The sequence below is a fragment of the Flavobacterium psychraerolatum genome (genome assembly GCF_025960985.1).
Classification (GTDB): Bacteria; Bacteroidota; Bacteroidia; order Flavobacteriales; family Flavobacteriaceae; genus Flavobacterium.
On sequence record NZ_JAOQMX010000007.1, the window covers coordinates 24757 to 49948 of the forward strand.

A 25192-nucleotide genomic window follows, 5' to 3' on the forward strand; every position below is an offset into this window, starting at 1 on the left:
ACCTATGAAAATGATAAAACAAATACTTTATAGCCTAGTCATCATGTCAAGTATGTATTCAAATGCACAGACAATAACCTTTAACGGTTGTCATGATTTATTTGAGGATCAAAATTATATTTTTAATTATTCAGGGACAGATGTTACTGGAAGAAATTTTTATAAAACCACTCCTGTCAATGGAGATCAAGATTGTGGAGGACTAGGAACTTGTGAGTTCATGCTTAAATGGAATACTATATCATTAAAATGGGAATTTTTAGCAGATAGCGGAAATGGTGATTTTATAGAGCCCAATTTAATCTATTCGAATTCATCTGCTTCACTACCGAATCCACCCGACATTAACCTTGGTACATGGACAGAAAATACAGCGTTAACAGCATCTGAATGTGGTGGTAATTTAACTACGGCAAATGCTACATTAACCGGTGCTATACAAAGTACTACTCTGGGAACTAATTCAATAGTCACAAACAAGGATTTTGTAATATATCCTAATCCCGTTAAAGATGTATTGCATTTTACTAGTACAACTAGCATAATCGAAAACGTTGCAGTTATGAATACGCAAGGACAAAAAGTTATCAATACAACTTCAAGCAATTCTGAAGTAAATGTATCAGCATTGCAGACTGGAGTTTACTTTTTGAATTTAAAATCTAAAGAAGGTGTTTCAGTTTACAAATTTGTAAAAGAATAATTTTTCTTTGATTTTGACTGTATCATAATTACATAGAACAAATAGGATTTATTCTCCGATCCTATAAATATTTAAAGCAAAAAGCATCGTTTTTGAGAGACGATGCTTTTTTTATCTGGCTTAAACCAAATATTCTTATGAATACAAATGCCCTAGCCCAGATAGTAGTAACATATTTTCAGTGGAGTTCAGTGAATTTCATTTGTAACGGAGAGCTGGAAATAGCTCCTGAAAAAATTACTTATTTTTCTCTTTTAAATACAATTCTGAAACGGTATAAAATCTCATGTTGTTTGCCTTGATGTATTTGCAAATTTCAATCAATGTTTTGTATTCTGTTTCGTATTTCCCTGTAGCTTTCAAAACCGGTTTGTGGGCGTAAAAAACAACGATCTTATTATTTTGTTTAGCATATTCTAACAGCGACAAAAAATACGGAATACTAAATTGTGGATAGCTATTGTCAATTCCTAAACCTAATAAGACACGGCTATTATTGTCAAAGTAGCATTTTTGTTGACTTGGCGGTAGACTTCCATAAGTAGTACCTCTAATGATATTGAACTCATGCAATAATAGCGTATCTGTGATTGCATCGTGTGAACCATACGGGTATGCAAAAGAATGAACGGGGAGCGAATGCACTCTCATGTCTTCTAGCATAGGTAAAATTTCGTCATCTAAGTAGCCTGCTGCACCATGTCGTTTTTCAAAAGGTGCTGCTTTCAGATGGATCCAACCGTGACCTCCTATTTCGTGCCCTTCTTTTTTTAGTTCTTTTAACTGGTTTAATTGCTCGTATTTTAGTTTTTCGAATTCACAAACAAAAAATGTAGCTTTCCAATCGTATGGCTTCAAAATGGTATTGACAGTAAACCATTCATCAACATAATCATCATCAAAAGTAATTGCAACGCCTGCTTGAGGTACGGTTTCGAAAGGCGCTTCTATATCTTCTTCGATTTTGGTACACGAAAAAACCGATAGTATGCAAACAAAAACAGCACACCAAATAGTGCGCTGCTTTCTATAATTAATATTTATTTTCATAATCGAAAGGATTAAAAAACCTGACTTGCAATATTATAAATATTATCCGATTTCCCCATTGAATAATAATGAACGCAAGGTGCTCCAAATTCAATTAACTCTTTGGATTGTTGTACGGCAAACTCTACTCCAATTTGACGAACGGCTTGGTTGTCTTTGGCATTTTCGATATCACTTATCAAACTCTCTGGCATGTCTAACCAAAAAACTTGAGGTAACAATTGTAAATGGCGTTTGACTGCAACGGGTTTGATTCCAGGGATAATTGGCACTGTAATTCCCATGGCTCTTGCGGCTTCAACAAATTTAAAATAACGTTGATTGTCAAAAAACATTTGGGTAACGATATAATCTGCTCCTGCATTTACTTTTTCTTTCAACCTTTTTAGATCGGCTTCTAGGCTTGGTGCTTCAATATGTTTTTCTGGATAACCCGCAACACCAACACAAAAATCGGGTGCACTTTTCATCGGCATGGTATCATGTAAAAACTTACCAGAATTCATCGCTTTAATTTGTTTCACCAAATCCACTGCATAATTATTTCCACCTTTGGTAGGTTCGAAATATTTCTCCCCCTTCATTGGATCGCCACGCAAAGCAACCAAGTTATCAATATTCAAATACTGGCAATCCACCAATAGATATTCTGTTTCTTCCTTTGTAAACCCACCACACAATACGTGCGGAATAGCATCTACACCATATTTATGCTGAATAGAAGCGCAAATCCCAACCGTCCCCGGACGCATACGCGTAATACGACGGTCAAAAAGTCCGTCTTTCTCAATGTAAACGAACTCTTCTCTCGAAGTAGTTACATCAATAAAAGGTGGTTTAAACTCCATCAACGGATCTATATTTTCGTATAAATCATTGATATTACTTCCTTTTTGTGGCGGTACAATTTCGAAGGAGAACAATGGTTTTCCTTTGGCGTTTTCTAAATGTTGTGTTACTTTCATTCTTTTTTGTTTCAAGTTTCAGGTTTAAAGTTTCAGGTTCTCCGGAGCAACTTGAAACTTTAAACTTTAAACATTTTTTTTAATCTGCTATATTAGGACTCAACCATTTTGTGGCTTTGTCTGTAGAGATACTTCTACGTTTTGCGTAATCAATTACTTGGTCTTCTTTTATTTTCCCCAGTCCAAAATACCTTGCTTTTGGATTTCCGAAATAATAACCAGATACTGATGAAGCTGGCCACATGGCCATACTCTCGGTCAAAGTTACTCCTATTTCTTTTTCTACGTTCAGTAATTTCCAGATTGTTGGTTTTTCCAAGTGGTCTGGACAGGCAGGATATCCTGGAGCAGGACGAATTCCGGCATAGGTTTCTTTAATCAACTCAGCGTTGGTCAAAGTTTCATCTGCTGCGTAACCCCAAATTTCTTTACGTACTTTTTCGTGTAGGTATTCTGCAAAAGCTTCTGCAAAACGGTCTGCCAAGGCTTTTACCATAATCGAATTGTAATCGTCAAAATCTTTTTGGAATTCGGCTGCCCATTCGTCAACACCAAAACCAGTAGTTACACAAAATGCGCCCATGTAATCGACTACCCCATTGTCTTTTGGTGCAATAAAATCGGCCAAAGCGATGTTTGGCGCTCCTTTGGTTTTTTGTGATTGTTGACGTAAGGTTAAGAACGTTTGCAACGGTTTTCCGTTTTCGTCTGTCAATTCAATATCATCATCATTGACTTGGTTCGCAGGGAAAACTCCATAAATACCCTTTGCTTGTAATTTCTTTTCTACCAGAATCACTTTCAACATCGCTTGCGCATCAGCAAAAACGGCTGTTGCTTGCTCTCCCACTACTTCATCCGTCAAAATAGCTGGGTATTTTCCGTGTAATTCCCACGTCTGAAAAAATGGAGTCCAGTCAATATAAGGAACTAAAACATCCAAATCTACTTCAATAATTTGCTCCCCTATCACTCTTGGTTTTACTGGAGTAAACTCGTCCCAGTCTAATTTCAGTTTGTTTTTACGCGCATCTTCAATCGTTAAGAAATTTTTATCTCTCGAACGATTTAAGAATGACTCTCTAAAAGCGTCGTAATCCTCACGGATACCCGCCATATAGGCTTCTTTATTTTGATCTAAAAGATTTCCTGCCACAGTAACTGCTCTCGAAGCATCGTTTACGTGTACGACAGTTGCTTTATATTGAGGGGCAATTTTCACGGCAGTATGCGCTCGTGAAGTGGTAGCTCCACCGATCATTATTGGAAGAGTGCTTCCTTTTTTATCTAATTCTTTGGCCAAAAACACCATTTCGTCTAGCGAAGGCGTAATCAAACCACTCAATCCTATAATATCTACATTGTGCTCTATAGCGGCTGCAATAATTTTTTCTGGTGCTACCATTACACCCATGTCAATGATTTCGTAATTATTACACGCCAATACCACCGAAACAATATTTTTCCCAATATCGTGAACATCTCCTTTTACGGTTGCCATCAATATTTTCCCGTTTCCTTCTTTATCACCTGCTTCTTTGGATTCCTCAATATATGGTAATAGGTAAGCCACGGCTCTTTTCATTACCCTAGCCGATTTTACTACCTGAGGCAAAAACATTTTTCCGCTTCCAAACAAATCCCCAACCACGTTCATTCCCGCCATCAAATTGATTTCGATAACTTCAATAGGTTTTGTAGCAGCCAAACGTGCTTCTTCAACATCGGCAACTATAAATTCGTCTACACCTTTTACAAGTGCGTGTGTGATACGTTCTTGAAAAGTTCCCGAACGCCATTCTTGTATCGCTTTTTCATTCGATTTTACATCGCCTCTTACGTTTTCAGCAAGGTCAAGTAAACGTTCTGTAGCATCATCGCGACGGTTCAAAATTACGTCTTCAACATGCTCCAACAAGTCCTTCGGAATGTCATCATAAATCGTCAGCATCTCTGGGTTTACAATTCCCATGGTCATTCCCGCCTTAATCGCATGGTACAAGAAAACCGAGTGCATCGCTTCACGAACGGTATCATTTCCTCTAAACGAAAACGACACATTACTCACCCCACCACTTATGTGTGCATGAGGCAAATTGGCTCTCACCCATTCGGTTCCTCTAAAGAAATCCAAAGCGTTCAAGCGGTGCTCTTCCATACCTGTTGCAACCGGAAATATATTTAAATCGAAAATTATATCCTGCGGTGGAAAACCTACTTTGTTTACCAAAATATCATACGAACGTTGACAAATCTCTACTCTACGGTCGTAATTATCTGCCTGACCTGTTTCGTCAAATGCCATGATAATCGCAGCAGCTCCATAACGTTTAATCAATTGGGCATGATGAATAAATGCTTCTTCTCCTTCTTTCAACGAAATCGAGTTCACCACACATTTCCCCTGCGCTACTTTTAGCCCAGCTTCAATAATGTGCCATTTCGAACTGTCAATCATAATGGGCACACGCGCAATATCGGGTTCGGCAGCAATTAAGTTCAGGAATTTCACCATCGCATATTCACCGTCTAGCATTCCCTCATCCATATTAATATCGATGATTTGAGCTCCACCTTCTACTTGCTCCTTCGCAATACTCAAGGCCTCATCGTACTTCTCCTCTTTTATCAATCGAAGAAATTTTCTAGAACCCGTTACATTTGTACGCTCCCCAACGTTTACAAAAACACTTTCGGGCGTAATAATCAAAGGCTCCAATCCCGATAAAACCAAATTTCTTCTTACTGCTTTTTCTGCCATTTTTTCTTAAGTTTCTAAGTATCTCAGATTCTGAGTGACTAAGTTTATATTGTTTGCTTTTACAAAGCGATTCTTATCATTATTTGGGCGTGTCCCTCCAAAAAAAGGTCGGGTCGGGCTATTCGTTCCCGCTCTTTTTCTTGAATTACCTCGGGTTTAAACCCGAGGCAATTGATGGAAAAGGAGCTCCACTTCTATCCCTCACGCGGTTTTGTGCTTCGGTTGTCATTGCGAGGAACGAAGCAATCACGTATCGTGTATCACACAATCTTTATTCCTCAAACTCATATCTTTGCGGGCACAAGCGTGACGCTTCCGCTAGCGGGAATAAAGCAAAAGCATTTGTTCCCGATTCATTTTTAAACCTATCGAATTCGATAGGTTTAAAATTAGGATTATTTAATTGTTCCCACAGACCCATAAAAAGGATTGTATCCTTACTTCTAAGCCAATTGTTAACAACAATAAAAGCATCATCTGGATTTTAAACTAGCAGTATCAGTCAAGGAAAGATAATCGTTATCATCCCCAAAATGCAAAACAGCAATTTCTGCACCATTCGCATTCAAAATTACTTTTTGTTTAATTTTATCCACAGAGTATTATTCTATATTATTTAAGAATAAAAAATCATTTTCAATTTATACATTATAGCAATTGAGTAAGATCCGTACCACAAAATGGTTCATTCCTACGGAATTTTTATTTTATCATATATGTTTACAAAAACGATTATGCATTTGTCATTGCGAGGAACGGGCGCCAATCATTACGTAACATACATCAAATAGTCATAATTTTAAGCACCTTTGTCTTTGCGGGCACGAGCGAGACGCTCGCGCTAGCTGGGAGCTATTAATAATTATACCATCCGTTCTTATCTCCTTCTTCATAAATTTCATTCATAGTTTTTGTGTCAATTTTATACTTTTTAGAGATTTCTTTTTCATATTTTTTTGTTAATTCATCTAACTTATTTGCATAATTATCAGTATCAAAATTAGCAGTGTATGGATAAATTTTATCGAGTTTTGCTCTTGCTCTAGTCTCTGTATTAGCTAATTCTTGATATATGTTTTTTCTTAAATCATAAGTCAATCCAAGACTAACTTTTTTTTCAGATTTATTTTTTAAATATTCTTCAAGATTATCAGAAATAGTAATTTCTAATTTATATGATTCTCTATTGTTACTTACAGCAATATTTTTAGTAACCTCTCCATCTTCAGGGCCCCAAGTAGCCATAGCCACATCATAGGTCCCTTCAACTAATTCTTTATCGCTATACAACCATATAGTTATATCATCAATATCTTTATCTTCTGATGTTATCTCTTTTATTAATTTAGAAAAAAGTAATTTTATTTGTTCTCTAGTAATTTTATTAGAAACCAGAAACTTATATGAAAATCTTTTATTAACTGGAGCCTCAACCACTGCTTCTGTTCTAAAACTAATATCATTTTTCGTTATAAAAGAATATTCCGGTAATTGATATTCTGCTTGAGTTTCTAATTGAACCTCTGATTTTTGTGTATCCTCCAGAAGATTATCCTCAACAAGACTATGTTCTGCTTTTTTACAAGATAAAAAAGAAATTAAAATACCTAAATAAATTACCTTTTTCATTAAATGTTTTTTATGTTAATATAGAGTTTACTTAATATCTTAAATTTTATTAATTATATTTATCTATAATATCTATACAATTACTATTTAAACCAGGATAGACACTTTCTCTAGAAATACCTAGCCATCTTAATTCTTCTTTTATTTTCCTTTTACTAAAACCATCAATTAAAATAAAATTTAAAAATTTATTTTTCTCTGAATTACCTAATAATCCATTAATTTCATTACCAAAAATCGTAAAACAAGCTTTTTGCGATTTCATTCTTTCATCAAACAAATACGGATAAATAGCTAATGGATAAGCTTTTTCACTAGAATTAAAATCCATTTCTAAATACTTCCTATACAACTCATCAAGATTAAGTTTTTTATCAGTACCAAATAAATCTTCTTTTATAGAACTTTTAGGAAAATGAATTATTGAACAACCAGTTTCAAATCCCTCAATTAATGCTGTTGAAGATTTATTGAGTCGATAAGGATTTAATATCCAAATTTTTGAATCTACTTCCTTTAAATCATCATCTACCGCAAAATATATTGCTACCAAAGCACTTTCTGTCCAATCTAACAACCTAGTTTTTAAACCGTAATGTTGCATTAAAAAATATTGATTCCAATCATTATTATCTATTCTGTTTTGATTTAAAAACATAGTAGACCTTCTTGAAAATTCTGCTTTAAAATTACCTTCTATTAAAACAGACTCGTCTAATACAGTTTTATATTCATCTTTTTCAACACGTCCATAATTTCTATATGCATTAGGCATTAATGATGTATTTATGTTTAAACCCTCAGCTCTAAACCATAAATTTGGGATTTCATTTTCCTTTTCATTTTTAAATAACAAGGATGAAAACTCACTTTTTAGTAATTCAATTATTTGTGAAACACTTTGTGCCTTATCATTCGATTTCTCCATATTGAATTAATTATAAATACTATAAACTTTTGAACATCAATATTAATAATAAAATACTACATCACCGCCTCCGAAACTCTTGGCTTAAATTCACTGGCAGCCTCAGCAATCAATCGAATGTGATCTGGAGTTGTACCACAACAACCACCGATGATGTTTACTAAATTATCTTCGAGGTACCCACGTATTTGTGCTTGCATTTCGGCTGGTGTTTCGTCGTATTCTCCAAAGGCGTTTGGTAATCCTGCGTTTGGGTGTGCAGAGATATTGAATGAAGTATTTTGAGACAAAGTCTGTAAATACGGTTTCAATAAATCGGCTCCTAAGGCACAATTGAATCCTACACTCAATAACGGAATGTGTGATACCGAAATCAAGAACGCTTCTACCGTTTGTCCAGAAAGGGTTCTTCCTGATGCATCGGTAATAGTTCCAGATACCATGATTGGAATATCAATTCCTCTTTCGGTTTTTACTTCTTCGATGGCGAAAAGTGCGGCTTTGGCGTTTAGGGTATCAAAAATAGTTTCTACCAACAATAAGTCGCTTCCTCCGTCGATCAAGGCTTCTACTTGTTGTTTGTAGGCAATACGCAAATCATCAAAAGTTACGGCTCTGTATCCAGGGTCGTTTACGTCGGGCGACATACTTGCCGTTCTGTTTGTTGGTCCTATTGAACCCGCTACAAAACGAGGTTTGGCTGGATTTTTGGCTGTGAATTCATCGGCTACTTTACGGGCAATTTTTGCCGACTCGTAGTTCAACTCATAGACCAAATCTTCCATGTGGTAATCTGCCATTCCGATGGTGGTCCCAGAGAAGGTATTGGTTTCTACAATGTCGGCTCCTGCTTCGTAATAGGCTGCATGCACTTCTGCAATGGCAACGGGTTGTGTCAACGACAATAAATCGTTGTTTCCTTTTAATGAATGTGGAAAATCTTTGAAACGCTCTCCTCTAAAATCTTCTTCGGAGAAGTTGTAACGTTGCAACATGGTTCCCATGGCTCCATCGAGAACTAGGATTCTTTCTTTGATTGCTTGTTGTATTGTTGACATAACTTTATTTTTTTACGGCAAGGACGCTAGGGCGCTATGCTTTTTATTGATGACTTGTTTTAGACGCGATGAATCGCGTCTCTACGGAATTTCCTAAAATGCAAAATCTTTCTCTTTAGCCCCGATAGAGCCGATATCCTTTTTGGTTTTTTCTTTAAAAAACAAAAAGATAAAGGCGAAAGCGGGAAACCAACTTCCTGAAAATGCCGAAATTACTGCTCCTAATTCTTTAAAATTTTGGAACTGCAAAGTAAAGCAATACCCTTACCACTTGCAAGTGTTTTTTTGAAGTTCCTGAGTTGCTAAGTCCTTAAGTTTCTAAGCTGAATAGTAGCGAAAAAGGCTCTAAGTAAAAAAACTTAGAGCCTTAGAAACTTATAATCTTAGCAACTTTTTTAATTAATTGCCTTTACTACTGCTTTTGGTGCTTCTTTACGAGTACCGTCAAATCCGTCTACTCCTGATACGGTTGTGTATTTTAATACATAACGTTTTCCTGGGTTGATGATTTGATAAGCCGCTTGACACATCAAAGTTGCTTCGTGGAAACCACAAAGAATCAACTTCAATTTCCCTGGATAGGTATTGATATCTCCAATAGCGAATATCCCCGGAATGTTAGTTTGGTAATCCAAAGCATTGTTTACTTTGATAGCGTTTTTCTCGATTTCTAATCCCCAATCTCCGATTGGTCCTAACTTAGGCGTCAATCCAAAAAGTGGAATAAAGAAATCCGTTTCGATTTTACGATGTGCTCCGTTTTCGTCCAAATCAATAGATTCTACGTGCTCTGCTCCATTGATACCAACTACCTCAGCAGGTGTAATCATGCGGATTTTTCCAGCATCTTTTAGTTCTTGTACTTTTTCTACAGAATCCAAAGCTCCTCTAAACTCGTTACGACGGTGAATCAAAGTTACCTCTGAAGCTACATCGGTCAAGAAAATACTCCAGTCCAAAGCAGAGTCACCACCACCGGCGATAACAACACGTTTGTCTCTGAATACTTCTGGATCTTTGATGAAATATTTCACTCCTTTGTTTTCGTAGAAATTAATTCCGTCGATCAAAGGTTTTCTTGGTTCAAAACTTCCTAATCCACCTGCAATCGCGATTACTTTGGCATGAAATTTTGTTCCTTCGTTTGAGGTTACGATAAATGTACCGTCTTCTTGCTTATCAATTGTTTCAGCACGTTCGCCCAAAGTAAACCCTGGTTCGAATTGCTTAATTTGCTCCATCAAATTATCTACTAAATCTCCAGCTAATACTTCTGGAAATCCTGGGATATCGTAGATAGGTTTCTTTGGATATAACTCTGACAATTGTCCACCTGGCTGCGGTAAAGCATCTAGGATATGACATTTTAATTTTAATAAACCTGCTTCAAAAACGGCAAATAAACCAGTTGGACCGGCTCCTATAATAAGGATATCTGTTTCAATCATTGTTCTTACTTTGGGCTCTTGGCTATTAGCTTTCGGCTTTTGGCTTAGAGTCTGTTATTTATTATTTTATTTCAATCTATTTTCAAACAAAGAAAAGGATGACGGACTTAACCTCTAATGATAATTATCACTCCTCTCTTTAGTCTTTTCTATTTATTCTTTATTCTTCAAGGAATCTGTAATCTCATTCATTTTTTGAACTTTCATTTCGAAATCACCTTTGAGGGTTTTTCGATACTGATTCAAATTTTCCACCATTTTATTGATGTCTTCGGGAATTACTTCTTCAAAAAATTCTCTCAATCGTTTTGCCGTTGTTGGTGACTTTCCGTTGGTCGAAATGGCTATTTTGACATTCCCTTTGGTAACAATACCCCCTAGGTAATAATCACACAAATCGGGTGTATCGGCAATATTGCAAATCAAATATCTTTCTCGACATAAATTATATACTCGTTTGTTGACTTTTAAATCATCCGTACAAGCAATCACCATGTTTCGCTTTTTCAACATTTTCTTTTTGAACCTTTTTTTAGTCAATTTCACAGAAGGATGATTTTCTGCTAATGTGACTAAATCGGCTAAAAATTTTGGAGCAACTACCTCAACATTTGCACGAGGACTTGACTTGAGTAAAAAAGACAACTTTTCTAATCCTACATTACCTCCGCCTACAATTAATACGCTTAGGTTTTGAAGCTTTAAAAATATTGGATACAATTCGTTTGCGCCATTGGCTGTTGGCTGTTGGCTATTGGCTGTGTCCATTTTATCTTTTTTAAATTATGCTTTCGCTAAATCTGCTGCTCTGTAAGCTTCTAATTTTCCGAAAAACGAAATTGCCTCTTGAATGTATTCTTTAGCAAATGCTTCAGTTGGCTCATTTTTATTGATTCGGTACACTAACTCACTAAAAGTAGTTCCCAATTCGATTTTATTTTCGGCTACAAAAACAGTATCAAAAGCTTCAATGATTCCGGCATGTGTATTTGTTTTTTGCTTTTCAGCTAATAATAAAGCTTTCGCTCCATTTGCAAATCCAGCATACGCTAAGTAAATAGCATCTGACCATTTTTTCTCTTCGAAAAGTTCCTGAGCTGCTGTAATTTTATCTTTAGCTTCGAATAATAAAGTCTGTACCAAGTCAATTACAACACCAGCACATTCTCCTACTCCAACTGCTTTTACGTAGTTGTCTGCATTACCCCAATCCACGAAATCTGCTTCGGTAAGGTTGGTAACATCAGCCAATGGTTTCAAGAATTCGTAAAAATACTTTTCTCCTTGAGCATCATAATAATCCAAGAATTTAGTTCCGTTTGCGTTAGCTTCGAAATCATTTAAGATTAAACGCAACGCTTCTGGTCCTCTACGGCTTGGGATTTTGATTACTTTATCAGAAAAACGACCACTACCGTTTCCTAAAATTCCACCACCTAATAATACTTGTAATGCTGGAGCAACCAATTTACCTGCGTTGATTGACATTCCTTGGAAACCAATCTCCGACATATTATGTTGTCCACAAGCATTCATACAACCACTAATTTTGATTGTCAATTCTTTATTGCTAGCAAACTGTGGGTATTCTGCTTTTAAAACTCTTTCTAATTCGTCTGCGATTCCTGTACTAGATGCTATCCCTAAGTTACAAGTATCTGTACCAGGACAAGCCGTGATGTCTCCGATAGTATCGTATCCTAAAGCAACCATGTCTAATTTGGCCAACTCTTGGTAGAAGAAAGGTAAATTTTCTTCTTTTATATTACGAATCACAATGTTTTGACGTAATGAAAAACGCAATTCATTTGCTCCGTAATTTTTAATCAAATCAGCTAATAATCTTGCTTTGTCAGTATAAAAATCTCCTAACAGCACTTTTACACCAATCGCAACATATCCTGATTGTTTTTGAGCAATTACATTGGATGCTTTCCAAGCTTCATACCCTGCTGCATCATCAATAGTTACCGCTGGCACTTCTAATAAAGGCTCTGCAATAGCACCTTCAAATGCAGTCGTGTCTATTTCATAAGAATGAAAAGGCAATGCTTTTTTCTCTTCGTCAACTAAACGTAAAAATTCATCACGACCTAAATCTTTGATTAAGAATTTCAAACGTGCTTTTAGACGTTTTGCTCTTTCACCATAACGGTCAAAAACTCTAATAACTCCTTCGGCAGTTGGGATAATTTGGTTTACTGGAACAAATTCAGATAGCAATTCAGCATGTGCTGGTTGCGATCCTAATCCACCACCTAACATGATTTTGAATCCTTTTTGACCATCTACAATTTTAGGAATGAATCCTAAATCATGTAAATAACTCAAAGCAGTATCTTTATCTGAAGATGAGAATGAAATTTTAAATTTACGTCCCATTTCTTGACAGATTGGGTTACGCAAAAGGTATTGAAACAAAGCGTGCGCATAAGGGCTCACATCAAATGGCTCCTCTGCATCTACTCCTGCAAGCTCACTACCTGTGATGTTACGCACTGTGTTTCCACATGCTTCACGTAATGTGATATCGTCTTTGGCCAAATCTGCCCAAAGTTCTGGAGTTTTGTCCAAACTCACATAGTGAATTTGAATGTCCTGACGCGTTGTGATGTGTAAACGTCCTGTAGAATATTTATCTGAAACCTCAGTGATTCTTCTTAACTGCTCGCTAGTCACTTTACCATAAGGCAATTTGATACGAATCATTTGAACACCTTCTTGGCGTTGTCCATAAATTCCACGAGCCAAACGAAGTGAACGAAAACGTTCGTCATCGATTAAACCACCTTGAAAGGCATGTATCTTTTTTTCTAAATCGATAATCTCTTTTTGAACTATCGGATTTTCTATTTCTGTTCTAAAACTTTCCATTTTTTAAAAGGCTTTTGGCGGTTGGCTATTGGCAATTGGCGCTTAGCTTCTGGCTATTTTTTTTATTATTTCCTGCTAAAGGCCAAAAGCCAATAGCTAAAAGCTTATTTAATAAACCCTACTCCTGCTGTTGTATTCGTAGAAGCATCAATTAAAATAAAAGCTCCGTTTGATTTATTATCGTTGTAAGCATCAAAATATAATGGTTTGCTTAATTTGATAGTAACTTCACCAATTTCGTTTATTGCTAATTGAGAAGCTTCTTTTGTTCCCGTGTAATCTGTTGCGATTACATTGTTTACACTATCAATTTTGGCTAAAACTCTATTTGAGTTGTGTTGAATCAAATATTTTGTTCCAGCAACTAATTTCTTGCTATCCATCCAACAAACTGTTGTAGTGATGTCTTTTTCGATTCTTGGTAATTCATTTGATTTTACAATCATATCACCTCTTGTTACATTAATGTCATTTTCTAGCTCAATTGTAACTGATGAACCCGCTTCAGCTTCGTCAAATTGTTGGTCGAAAAAGTGAATATTTGTCACTTTTGATTCTGTTAAAGAAGGAAGTACCGTTACTGCATCTCCTACCTTTATATTATTTCCGTACAATTTTCCAGCATATCCTCTAAAATCGTGGTATTGTTCCGTTTTTGGACGAATTACTGTTTGAACAGGGAAACGTGCTTTTCCGTTATCGTATACATCTTTCGATTCTAAACCTTCAAGATGCTCAAGAATAGTTTGTCCTTCGTACCATGGCATTTTACCTAGTGACTCAACAACATTGTCTCCTGTTAATGCACTCAACGGAATATAACTTACGTTTTGCTCTTTGTAAGCACTTTTTTCATTCAACGCTTGAAAGTCTGCTTTGATTTTGTTGTAAACTTCTTCAGAGTAGTCTACTAAATCCATTTTGTTTACAGCAACAATAACATCTTTTACTCTCAATAAATTATTGATAAAAAAGTGACGGTACGTTTGCTCAATTACTCCTTTACGAGCATCAATCAAAATGATAGATACTTGTGAAGTTGAAGCTCCTGTAACCATGTTACGAGTGTACTCTACGTGACCTGGAGTATCAGCGATGATATAACTTTTCTTAGCTGTAGAAAAATAAATATGTGCTACGTCAATGGTAATTCCTTGTTCTCTCTCAGCTACTAATCCGTCAGTTGCTAGTGAGAAATCTAAATAATCGTATCCTTTTGCTTTACTACTTTTTTCAATTGCTTCCAATTTATCTGTAGTCAGGGATTGTGTATCATACAATAATCTCCCGATTAAAGTACTTTTTCCGTCATCTACACTTCCTGCTGTTGCTATTTTTAAAACTTCCATTTTATATTTTGTTTAAAGTTTAAAAGTTCAAGGTTTAAAGTTCTCCCAAACACCTATTATATAAACTTCTAAATCTACTATTTTATTTACTTTCTAAATTTTACTTATAACTTATATCTAATAACTTATAACTGCTTTCTAAAAGTATCCTTGTTGTTTTCTTTTTTCCATGGCTGCCTCTGATCGCTTATCATCAATTCTAGCCCCTCTTTCTGAGATAGTAGAAGCTCTAATCTCTCCAACTACTTCTGAAATTGTAGCTGCATACGAATCAACTGCGGCTGTACAACTCATATCTCCAACAGTTCTAAAACGAACAATTCTTTCTTCAACAACCTCGTCTGCATCTTGAAAAACATAAGGAGAGTGTGACCAGATCATTCCGTCTCTTAAAAATACTTTACGTTTGTGTGAAAAGTAAATAGATGGAATCTCGATTTGCTCTTGTTCGATATAACTCCAAACATCCAATTCTGTCCAGTTTGAAATAGGGAAAACACGAACGTTTTGACCGTTTTCGATTTTTCCATTTAATAAATCAAACAATTCTGGACGTTGGTTTTTCTCATCCCATTGACCAAAATCATCACGAACTGAGAAAATACGCTCTTTGGCTCTTGCTTTTTCTTCGTCACGACGAGCACCACCTATACAAGCATCGAATTTAAATTCGTCAATAGCATCTAATAATGTAGTTGTTTGCAAGCTGTTTCTACTAGAATATTTTCCAGTTTCTTCCACTACTTTCCCTTCGTCAATAGCGTCTTGTACATTACGAACAATTAACTCCAATCCTAATTCTTTTACCAATCGATCTCTAAATTCGATTGTTTCAGGAAAGTTATGTCCAGTATCCACGTGCAACAATGGAAAAGGAATTTTTGCAGGAAAAAAAGCTTTTTGAGCTAATCTTACTAATGTAATTGAATCTTTTCCACCTGAAAAAAGCAATACAGGTTTGTCAAATTGAGAAATAACTTCTCTAAAAATGTAAATCGCTTCGCTTTCTAAAGCATTTGTTTTTAATACTGAACTCATTATTTTTTGTTTAAAAGTTTAAGGTTTAAAGTTTAAGGTTGTTACAACTTGAACTAAAATCTTTCAACTATTATTATATTTCTATTTTCTATTCTGTTTAACCTTGCTGCTATTTCGAATGCAATCCACATTCTTTTTGGCTTTGTTCCCAATACCATCTTCCTGCACGTATGTCTTCACCTTCTGCAATTGCTCTTGTACATGGTGCGCATCCTATGCTTACAAAACCTTTTTTGTGCAAACTGTTTTGAGGAACATTATTAAGGTCAATATATTCTTGAACTTCTTGTAATGACCATCTCAACAATGGATTGAATTTTATGATTTTAAAATTATCATCATATTCGAATAAATGCAAATCACTTCTATTATCCGATTGATCAGCGCGTAATCCCGTAATCCAAACATCGTTTCCTGCCAAAGCTTTTCTCAATGGTGCTACTTTTCGAATAAAACAACATTCTTTTCTATTCTCTACCGATTCAAAAAAGCTGTTTGGACCTTTCTTTTCCAACAATTCTTCAACTGCTCTCGTCTCTGGGAAGCAAACTTTGATAGGCGTTTTATATTTCTTCAACGTTCTATGAAAAACATCGTACGTTTCTTGAAACAATCGACCTGTATCTAGCGTAAAAATACCGACTGCCGCTCCACTTTTTTCAATCAAATCAGTGATTACTTGATCCTCTTGACCGAAAGAAGTCGAAAAAATAACCTTGTCTTTATATTCCGATGACAAAAATACAAACGTTTCTTCAATACTGAAGTCTTTTGTTTTATCTAATAACGATTGAATTATCACTGCACTCATCTAATTTGTTTTATTTTAAGTATAAAATCTATTACCCTATCGGATTAGTAGATTACTATGCAAAAGTACTACTTATTTCTGTATTACAAAATAAAAAGCTGCTTTTTTACAATTCTATAACATATCCTCTATTCCTTCATTCGATAACTAGTAAAATCGATCACAACTGAAAACCAGCTACCCGTATTTAAAAAAGAGTAACCTCGCTAAAGCACAAGACCGAAATACCGATTTAATAATTAATTTGATTGGCTATCACTACACTTTCACGCTTAAAACAAAGCCTTTGTATATCTAAAATAAATTTTTAACTAAAAAAATTACAATTAAAAAGCCCTAAAAATCAATAAGATAAAGACAACACATAAATTTATTATTTTAAACTCTACTAAACCGATAGGATTAAATATAAATAGTCCTATCTTTGCCAAAAAATTAGAATCATGGATTTTCAAATAGGGTTTATTATAGCTGGTTTAATAGTTGGATTTGTCGTAGGACTAACGGGTGTTGGTGGAGGTTCATTAATGACACCTATTCTATTATGGTTTGGGATTCCACCAACAACGGCTGTTGGAACCGATTTACTATATGCCGCTTTCACCAAAATGGGTGGCATATTCATCCATCATAAGAAAAATAATATCAACTGGAAAATTACGGGTTACTTATCAATGGGAAGTGTACCTGCTGCATTACTTACTCTATGGATTTTACACAGTATTAAAACAGACATATCTCATATCAATTCGGTAATTAAATATAGTTTGGGATGGGCATTACTCTTTACTTCTGTAGCAGTAGTTTTCAAAAATAAAATCATGAAATTTTCTCAAAAACATTCCGGAGATAAATTCCATAAAGAAAGTACTACTCAGAATATGCTAACCATCGCAATTGGAGTTTTATTGGGTGCCACAGTTACTTTAACTTCTATTGGTGCAGGAGCTTTAGGAACGGTAACTTTATTTTTTCTTTACCCATTATTACCAACACCAAAACTGGTAGGAACTGAGATTGCACATGCTGTCCCTTTAACACTTGTAGCGGGTCTAGGACACGCATCAATGGGTAATTTAGATCTAGGTTTACTGGGACAATTATTAATTGGATCTCTTCCTGGTATTTTTTTAGGAAGCATGTTAAGTGGTAAAGTACCCGACTTAATTTTAAGAAATGCTATTGCAGTGATGTTGTTTTTTGTGGGATATAAATTGATATTTTAAAATAAAAGAATATAAATAAGTCCTTAAAGCAATAAATGGTAATTATATAACACCATAAGCAAAATGATATAAAAGCAATTTTTACTACTAGACTATATTTGTAAAAACATAAAAAAATAGACTATGAACAAAATTATTTTATCTGCTATTGTAGCATTGGGATTTGCTTTAAGTGCACAAGCACAAGATATTTCAAAAAATGCTTTAGGAATACGATTTGGTGATAATGATGGTTTGGGAGGAGAGCTTTCTTACCAAAGAGCATTAGGATCAAATAATAGATTAGAAATGGACCTAGGGTTTAGAAACAGCAATGATGTTGATGCTTTTAAACTTACTGGAATATACCAATGGGTATGGAACATTGATGGCGGATTCAATTGGTATGCAGGTGTAGGTGCAGGTGTAGGATCGTACTCGAATAAAAACAAGCAGTTTAAAGATAACGGTACATTTGTTTATGCAGCTGGAGATATCGGAATCGAATATGGTTTTAGAGAAGTGCCAATCCAGTTATCCTTGGATTTCAGACCTGAGTTTGGTGGAAACGGATACTATTCTAACAATTATGGATCTGACGTTGCATTAGCTATTCGATACAGATTTAATTAATACAGCACTTTATATATAAAAAGCCAAAAGGATTAATTGATTCTTTTGGCTTTTTCTGTTTTAAAAAGCTATATCTGCCAAGGAATTGTTTTCTAATATTTTCAAGGTATTATCTCGAACCTCAGCCATTAACTTACGTACCGCACAACTTCCTTCATCGGTACAATCGTCGCATTTTTCATAAAAATTATGACTAGCACATGGCAATAGAGCAATTGGCCCTTCGAGAATTCGATAGACTTTTGCCATATTTATTTCTTTTGGCTCTTTAATTAAATAATAGCCACCACCTTTACCTTTCTTGGCTCCCAGAAAACCTGAATGTCGTAAAAGTAACAAGATACTTTCTAAAAATTTAGTCGAAATATTTTCACTCTTCGCGATATCCGCAATAGCAACAGGCGTTTGGTTTTCTTGGCGAGCCAAAAAAGTCAATGCTTTGATTCCGTATTTTGTTTTTTTTGAAAGCATTTTTATTAAGGATTTTTTTGATTTACGAGTTAGGATTTAATAAATACAGACAATCCAAGTTCCTACTTATAACAAAAATATGTTATTTGAACTTATAAACATAAAAAAACGATTTTTGATATACAGAAATCTGCAATCAAAAATCGTTAATCTACAATCTTAAATATTTATGACAATGCTTGTTCCAAATCTGCAATGACATCCGCTACGGTTTCTAAACCTACAGAAACACGTACCAAACCATCTGTAATACTCACTTTCAAACGTTCTTCAACCGATAATTTACTATGTGTTGTAGAAGCTGGATGCGTTACAATAGTTCTTGTATCTCCTAAATTGGGAGAAAGAGAACATAATTTTATTTTATTCAAAAATGCTCTTCCTGCTTCTAATCCTCCTTTAATTTCGAAAGCAACAATATTACCACCTGCTTTCATTTGCTTTTGAGCAATTGCATATTGTGGATGCGATTTCAGGAAAGGATATTTTACCTTATTTACATTCGGTTGCTTTTCTAAAAATTCAGCTACTTTTAAAGCGTTTTCACAATGCCTGTCCAAACGGACCGCCAAAGTTTCTAAACTTTTTGACAAAACCCAAGCATTAAATGGCGACAATGAAGGTCCGGTAAGACGGGAGAACAAATAGATTTTCTGAATCAAATCAGATCTTCCTACTGTCACTCCTCCTAAAACTCTTCCTTGTCCATCCATTAATTTAGTAGCTGAATGTACCACCAAATGTGCTCCCCATTTGATAGGTTGCTGTAAATAAGGTGTCGCAAAACAGTTGTCAATTATTAAAATTAAGTTATGCTTTTTGGCAATTGCACCTAGTAATTCCAAATCGATAATATCTACCGCTGGATTGGTTGGCGACTCTGCAAAAAGTATCTTAGTATTGGGTTTTATACAACTTTCAATAGTTTCTGGCTTGTCAATATCAAAATAAGTAGTCTCAATTCCCCATTTCGGAAAATAGTTAACAAACAAGGAGTGCGTCGCTCCAAAAACACTACCTGCCGAAACAATGTGATCCCCTGATTGTAAAAATGCAGCCAAAGTAGAATACACAGCAGCCATACCCGAAGCGAAAGCAAAACCAGTTTCGGCTCCTTCCATCTTGCACACTTTCTCTACGAACTCATTATTATTAGGATTGCTGTAACGACTGTAAATATTTCTATCTTTTTCGTCTGCAAAAGAGGCACGCATGTCTTCGGCATCTTCAAATACAAAACTAGAGGTTAAATACAAAGGCACTGAATGCTCTAAATATTGTGTTCTTTCTAATTGGGTACGTATGGCTTCTGTCTCAAAACCAAATTCTTGTTCGTTCATTTTTTTTAAGCTTTTGGCTATTAGCTTTTAGCACTTGACTAAATACTAACGGCTAGTTAAGAATTTATTTTACTATAAACCACAGCATAAATCTCTTGTATAATCTTATCGTTTTATTCAAAAATATTATTTTTCAAGAGCAACACCATTCAAAATCACTTTGTAATGAATTGTTGCTGTTGGCTCCAGTGTTTTTGAAACCGAACAGTATTTTTCGAAAGACAACTGTGCAGCTTTGGCAGCTTTATCCTCTTTGATATTTCCATCAATTGTAAAAACTAAGTAAATATCTTTGAATGGTTTTGCATCACCTACTTGTTGACGCTCTCCTTCAACCTCAGCTTTGAAAGACGTGATTTCTTGACGTTGTTTCTTCAAAATCGAAATCATATCAATGGCGCTACAACCTGCAACACCCATCAAAACCAATTCCATTGGGCTTGGTCCCATATCATTACCTCCAAAATCTGGACGTGCATCTACATTTACTATATGTCCACGGTCGTTTTTTAATTCGAAGTGGAAGTTTTCGTTTACTCTGTTTAATGTAATTTTCATTTTATTTTATTTTTAGTACGCAGATGAAACGGATTTTCAAACGCGGATTTTATATTTTTTATACTGACCACTTTTTACGTCAATCAATTTTAAATCTGAAATCGTTAATCCCTAATCAACAATCTTAAATCTCCTAGCCCTTATCCGAAACCCTCAAAATATCGCCAAAAACACCTCTCGCCGTAACGGCTGAACCGGCTCCAGCTCCCTGAATTACAATTGGTCGGTCTCCGTACGATTCTGTGTAAATTTCGAAGAAAGAATCCGAACCTTTCAACCCACCCAAAGCGGTGTCCATAGGTACAGAGACTAATTTTACTTCTAGATTTCCTTTGTCGTTTTGTAAATCTCCAGACAATTCTCCAATGTAACGCAATACATGATTTGGTTGTTGTTCCGCTTTTAACTTATCGTAGACAGGGTCAAATTCTTTTAATTTGGTCAAGAAATCAGCAGCGCTACCTTCACGTAAATGTTCCGGAATTAAATTCTGAATTTGTACTTCACTAAATTCGTTTTGCAAATCTAGTTCTCTCGCCAAAATCAATAATTTTCTACCTACGTCATTTCCGCACAAATCTTCTCTTGGGTCTGGCTCTGTAAATCCACTGTCAATAGCTTCTTTTAATATTTCACTAAAAGGAACATCTTTGGCCGAGAAATGATTGAACAAATAACTCAAAGTTCCAGAGAACACCCCTTTGATCTTAGTGATATTTTCGCCCGAAAGGTGCAACAATTTAATCGTATCAATCAATGGCAATCCTGCTCCTACATTGGTTTCGTATAAATAACTCTTTTGATTTGTTTCTAATGTTTCTCTCAATTCTTTGTAAAAATCGTAACTCAAGGTATTGGCTACTTTGTTTGACGAAATCAAGTCAAAGCCATTTTCCGCCAAGGTGATATAATTTTCAACAAAAGCAGCACTTGCAGTATTGTCCACCGCAATTAAGTTGGCTAAATGATTCTCTTTAGCGTAAGTGATAATATCTTGAATAGAATAGATAGCACCGTTACTTTGGATTTCACTTTTCCAATTTGGAGAAATACCATTTTTATTCAACAATGCGCTCTTTGAGTTTGCAATAGCAAAAATATTCAACTTAACTCCTTTTCGTTTTTCGATTGCGTCAGCAGATTCTAGAATTTGATTAATCAAAGTACCTCCAACCAATCCATGCCCAAAAATAACTAAGTTGATTTTCTTGGCTACACCAAATATTTCTCCGTGAATTACGTTCAAGGCTTTTTTGAGTTCTGTTTTCTTAACTACCAAACTCACATTTTTACCCGTTACGGTATTATTGAACAGGATTGGAACAATATTGTTACGAATCAAAGCAGTGTACGGCTTATGAAACGTACTCAAATCTTGACCAATAATAGAAATTACAGATACATTGTCTGTAACCGATATTTTGTTTACATCCTTCGAATAAAAATCATTTTCAAATTCTTTTTCCAATTCAATCATGGCCTTAGTTGCTTGGTCTGCATCTACTACAAGCCCAATTCCTCGTTCGGAAGACCCTTGCGAGATGATACTCACACTGATGTTATTATCTCCCATTACTCTAAAGATACGGGCATCAACTCCCGTTTTACCAAGTAATCCGCGACCTTCTAGGTTTACCAATGCTACGTTTTCTAAAACTGAAAGAGTTTTAATTCCTTCTTTATTCGAATTTGAAGTGATTAATGTTCCTTGATTTTCATTGTTAAACGTATTCAAAATACGCAACGGAATATTCTTTTCTAAAAGCGGAATAATCGTTTTGGCATGCAAAATATTCGCCCCAAAATTAGCCATCTCATTCGCTTCATTATAAGACAAATGCTCAATTTTTTTGGCATCCAACACCATTTCAGGGTTGGCCGTATAAATTCCATCAACGTGTGTATAATTTTGTAATTCTTCGGCGTTGATATAATTAGCAATCAAAGAGGCGGTATAATTACTTCCATTTCTACCCAATGTAGTTGTTTCGTGCTTCGCATTCGATGCAATAAAACCAGTAATCACCAATACCGAATCTTTGTTGTCTTTGAAAATCTGAATTACATTTTTCTTCGAAACAGCATCCAAAGGTTGTGCATCTCCGAAATTTGAATCGGTTACAATCAATTCTCTAGTATCGGCTAGTTTGGCGGCGATTCCTTTTTGATCTAATAGAAACACTAACAACTTGGCCGAAACCAATTCACCTTGTGCTAAAATTTGATCTTGAATCTTGGCGCTAAAATCTCCAATCAAACTAACTCCTTCGAATAATTTGTCTAGTTTATCAAACTCTTGTGAAAAATCGACAGCTTCGAAACCGTCTTTTTGATAGGATTTAAAACTTTCTAGTAAAGGCTTATAATTTCCATTTTTGGCAGCAATGGTCAAAATATCGTCCAATTCATCGGTTGCATTTCCTCTGGCCGAAACTACAATTGCGAATTTTTCGTTTTGCTTTATTTTATCAACAACGATATCCAATACCTTATTGATACCTTCACCGTTGGCTAAAGATTTACCGCCAAATTTCACTATTTTCATCTGTTTTTTATTTTTGAAAACAACTTCTAACAAATTGTCTAATTGTTCGTATTCCATCAGGAAAGCATCATGCCCGTGTTGGGAATCAATTTCACTGTAGAAGACATTATTTTTAAATTTTTTAATCTCATTGTAGGTATCTTTATTCTCTTTTGCTGTAAAAAACAAATCCGAATTGATTCCTACAATGTATATGTTGGCATCTACTTTTGAAAGAACCGATTCCAATGACTCTCGATTGCGTGTGATATCAATAGTTTTCAGAAGTTGATTCATCATTTTGTAAGCCGAAAGCTGAAAACGCTTTCCTAATTTCTCTCCGTGGTAGTTCAACCAACTTTCTACCTGAAACGTTTCTAACTTCTCGGTCGTATGTCTGTTGAATTTTTCTTTGAATGACTCCGGCGTACGGTAGCACAACATGGCATGTATACGAGCGTCTTCAATTGGTTTTTTTGAATTATTAAGGATCTGCTCTTGCAAAAAGCAATTGGCAATCAACCAATCAGTCGATTTCCAGTCGGTCGCAATAGGAATAAAATTATCTGCTAGTTTTGGTTCTAATGCCAAAATTTCCCAGGCTATTCCACCACCTACAGAACCACCAATCAAGGCAAACAGATGGTTAATTTTTAAATAACGAAGGCCTTCAATAAAAATTTTAGCAATGTCTCTTGCCATAAAGTCATGGTACTCCTCTATAATGGGAGAGTTGAAGCCGTTTCCGGGAACGTCAAATGAGACTATGGTGTATTTGCGAACATCAATAGTTTTATCGATTCCAACCAAATCATTCCACCAACCTGTTTCTCCAATCACTTGAGAGTTTCCTGTCAAAGCATGATTGATTAGAATAATGGGAGCAGAATGCAAAGGCGCACCAAAAACTTGATACGATAGATCGAGAGAGGGATATTTTGCACCGTTTTCGGTAACAAAATTAAATATAGTAAGATTTAATGGTTTATTTTCCAACTGCAAATCGTGTTATTATGATTTCTATGGAAATATTATAAGGAAAAAGAAAGAGTTGCATAAACTAGCAGAGTTTGCGTTGTTATCTTTCCGCGGAGAGCGGTAGAATGCAGCACCTTCTTCGATGAATCGAAGGGTTGCTAAGGCGTCACCGGGTCTAATCCCTCGTCCTTTCTTTATAACATTTCAATACGTTTATGAACATTTAATATACAAAGTAACTACTATTTTTTTAAACAAACAAATTTTACCGACTCTGTTTTGATTACAAAATAGGCCTAAAACAAAAACGCAAGTAACAACTGAATCATTTCACTCAGAGACTACTTGCGTTTCAATCTAATTTTTCAAAATCCTTTTTATATAAAGAGTGTTTCATTTTCCTTAGAGTACATTAATAATAATGTGTTGACCACATTTTTTTGGTTTTTAAACTTAGCTCCTGCTGCAATTCCAAATCTAGTATTCGTTAACTCTTCAGTTGTTCCAGCTTCTAGACGGCTACCTCTCCTGCCCCTTAATAAATTGATTGCTCCAGTGATGATTCTTCTTGTTCTCATAATTTTTGTTTTAATTGTTTTACTTTTTGTTTGTTTCTATTTTTGTTTGTTATTCTTTTTAACTTTCCCCATTTACGAAAAAAAAACCCTTTTGGATTGAAGACCAAAAGGGTTTATTGTATTTATAAACGTTTCTTTTGGGTATCAACAGACCAGCTTCTGTGCACAGAACACAGCAACGGATGTCATTTTAATATGTTTAGTTCTAATTGAAATCATTTTCTTAGAATTGTATTACTATTTTTAATCTTGTAACAAAAAAACCTCCTGATTTCTCAGGAGGCTTTTGCT

The 25192-nt window shown here is 35.3% G+C and carries 21 protein-coding genes and 1 riboswitch; of the genes, 3 read left to right on the plus strand and 18 right to left on the minus strand.

Going from position 1 to position 25192, the window contains the following annotated elements; translation table 11 throughout:
* Positions 1 to 10 precede the first annotated feature (10 nt).
* Positions 11 to 703, plus strand: a complete 693-nt coding sequence (locus tag M2326_RS04430) for a T9SS type A sorting domain-containing protein (protein ID WP_264618346.1) — start codon at positions 11 to 13, stop codon at positions 701 to 703.
* A 237-nt stretch (positions 704 to 940) separates the two neighbouring features.
* Here the strand turns inward: M2326_RS04430 and M2326_RS04435 are convergent, their stop codons facing one another.
* The 13 genes from M2326_RS04435 to M2326_RS04495 form a co-directional block, all read right to left on the minus strand.
* Positions 941 to 1753, minus strand: a complete 813-nt coding sequence (locus M2326_RS04435; RefSeq protein ID WP_264618347.1) for a polysaccharide deacetylase family protein — start codon at positions 1751 to 1753, stop codon at positions 941 to 943.
* 11 nt (positions 1754 to 1764) lie between these two features.
* Complete coding sequence (metF, locus tag M2326_RS04440) at positions 1765 to 2718, minus strand: methylenetetrahydrofolate reductase [NAD(P)H] (RefSeq protein WP_264618348.1); 954 nt, start codon at positions 2716 to 2718, stop codon at positions 1765 to 1767.
* Positions 2719 to 2797: 79 nt separating this feature from the next.
* Positions 2798 to 5479, minus strand: coding sequence for a methionine synthase (gene metH / locus M2326_RS04445; protein ID WP_264618349.1), 2682 nt, complete (start codon positions 5477 to 5479; stop codon positions 2798 to 2800).
* Positions 5480 to 5952: 473 nt separating this feature from the next.
* Positions 5953 to 6075, minus strand: a complete 123-nt coding sequence (locus M2326_RS04450) for a hypothetical protein (protein WP_264618350.1) — start codon at positions 6073 to 6075, stop codon at positions 5953 to 5955.
* Positions 6076 to 6334: 259 nt separating this feature from the next.
* Positions 6335 to 7108, minus strand: a complete 774-nt coding sequence (locus tag M2326_RS04455) for a hypothetical protein (RefSeq protein WP_264618351.1) — start codon at positions 7106 to 7108, stop codon at positions 6335 to 6337.
* 49 nt (positions 7109 to 7157) lie between these two features.
* A complete protein-coding gene (locus M2326_RS04460; RefSeq protein WP_264618352.1) occupies positions 7158 to 8036 on the minus strand; it encodes an FRG domain-containing protein in 879 nt (292 codons plus the stop codon).
* A gap of 56 nt (positions 8037 to 8092) precedes the next feature.
* Complete coding sequence (locus M2326_RS04465; protein ID WP_264618353.1) at positions 8093 to 9094, minus strand: homocysteine S-methyltransferase family protein; 1002 nt, start codon at positions 9092 to 9094, stop codon at positions 8093 to 8095.
* 395 nt (positions 9095 to 9489) lie between these two features.
* The gene (locus tag M2326_RS04470) at positions 9490 to 10542 is read right to left on the minus strand and encodes an NAD(P)/FAD-dependent oxidoreductase (protein WP_264618354.1); all 1053 of its coding nucleotides are present in this window, start codon (positions 10540 to 10542) and stop codon (positions 9490 to 9492) included.
* Positions 10543 to 10695: 153 nt separating this feature from the next.
* The gene (locus M2326_RS04475; RefSeq protein WP_264618355.1) at positions 10696 to 11310 is read right to left on the minus strand and encodes a precorrin-2 dehydrogenase/sirohydrochlorin ferrochelatase family protein; all 615 of its coding nucleotides are present in this window, start codon (positions 11308 to 11310) and stop codon (positions 10696 to 10698) included.
* Between the two features lie 15 nt (positions 11311 to 11325).
* Positions 11326 to 13416: a HEPN domain-containing protein gene (locus M2326_RS04480; protein WP_264618356.1), complete on the minus strand. Its 2091-nt coding sequence runs from the start codon at positions 13414 to 13416 to the stop codon at positions 11326 to 11328.
* Positions 13417 to 13520: 104 nt separating this feature from the next.
* Positions 13521 to 14765: a sulfate adenylyltransferase subunit 1 gene (locus M2326_RS04485; protein WP_264618357.1), complete on the minus strand. Its 1245-nt coding sequence runs from the start codon at positions 14763 to 14765 to the stop codon at positions 13521 to 13523.
* A 138-nt stretch (positions 14766 to 14903) separates the two neighbouring features.
* The gene (cysD, locus tag M2326_RS04490) at positions 14904 to 15803 is read right to left on the minus strand and encodes a sulfate adenylyltransferase subunit CysD (RefSeq protein WP_108740219.1); all 900 of its coding nucleotides are present in this window, start codon (positions 15801 to 15803) and stop codon (positions 14904 to 14906) included.
* A 109-nt stretch (positions 15804 to 15912) separates the two neighbouring features.
* A complete protein-coding gene (locus tag M2326_RS04495; RefSeq protein WP_264618358.1) occupies positions 15913 to 16614 on the minus strand; it encodes a phosphoadenylyl-sulfate reductase in 702 nt (233 codons plus the stop codon).
* 443 nt (positions 16615 to 17057) lie between these two features.
* On the opposite strand from M2326_RS04495, the gene M2326_RS04500 reads away from it, so the two are divergent.
* A complete protein-coding gene (locus tag M2326_RS04500) occupies positions 17058 to 17840 on the plus strand; it encodes a sulfite exporter TauE/SafE family protein (RefSeq protein WP_264618359.1) in 783 nt (260 codons plus the stop codon).
* Positions 17841 to 17963: 123 nt separating this feature from the next.
* The gene (locus M2326_RS04505; RefSeq protein WP_264618360.1) at positions 17964 to 18452 is read left to right on the plus strand and encodes a hypothetical protein; all 489 of its coding nucleotides are present in this window, start codon (positions 17964 to 17966) and stop codon (positions 18450 to 18452) included.
* 60 nt (positions 18453 to 18512) lie between these two features.
* On the opposite strand, the gene M2326_RS04510 is transcribed toward M2326_RS04505, so the two are convergent.
* From M2326_RS04510 to M2326_RS04530, 5 genes are all read right to left on the minus strand, one after another.
* Positions 18513 to 18923: an RrF2 family transcriptional regulator gene (locus tag M2326_RS04510; RefSeq protein ID WP_264618361.1), complete on the minus strand. Its 411-nt coding sequence runs from the start codon at positions 18921 to 18923 to the stop codon at positions 18513 to 18515.
* A 167-nt stretch (positions 18924 to 19090) separates the two neighbouring features.
* The gene (locus M2326_RS04515) at positions 19091 to 20263 is read right to left on the minus strand and encodes a trans-sulfuration enzyme family protein (RefSeq protein WP_264618362.1); all 1173 of its coding nucleotides are present in this window, start codon (positions 20261 to 20263) and stop codon (positions 19091 to 19093) included.
* A gap of 126 nt (positions 20264 to 20389) precedes the next feature.
* Positions 20390 to 20821, minus strand: coding sequence for an OsmC family protein (locus M2326_RS04520; RefSeq protein WP_264618363.1), 432 nt, complete (start codon positions 20819 to 20821; stop codon positions 20390 to 20392).
* Between the two features lie 133 nt (positions 20822 to 20954).
* The gene (gene thrA, locus M2326_RS04525; RefSeq protein ID WP_264618364.1) at positions 20955 to 24341 is read right to left on the minus strand and encodes a bifunctional aspartate kinase/homoserine dehydrogenase I; all 3387 of its coding nucleotides are present in this window, start codon (positions 24339 to 24341) and stop codon (positions 20955 to 20957) included.
* Between the two features lie 79 nt (positions 24342 to 24420).
* Positions 24421 to 24526: riboswitch (SAM riboswitch) on the minus strand.
* A gap of 174 nt (positions 24527 to 24700) precedes the next feature.
* Complete coding sequence (locus M2326_RS04530; RefSeq protein ID WP_264618365.1) at positions 24701 to 24901, minus strand: hypothetical protein; 201 nt, start codon at positions 24899 to 24901, stop codon at positions 24701 to 24703.
* Positions 24902 to 25192: the final 291 nt, after the last annotated feature.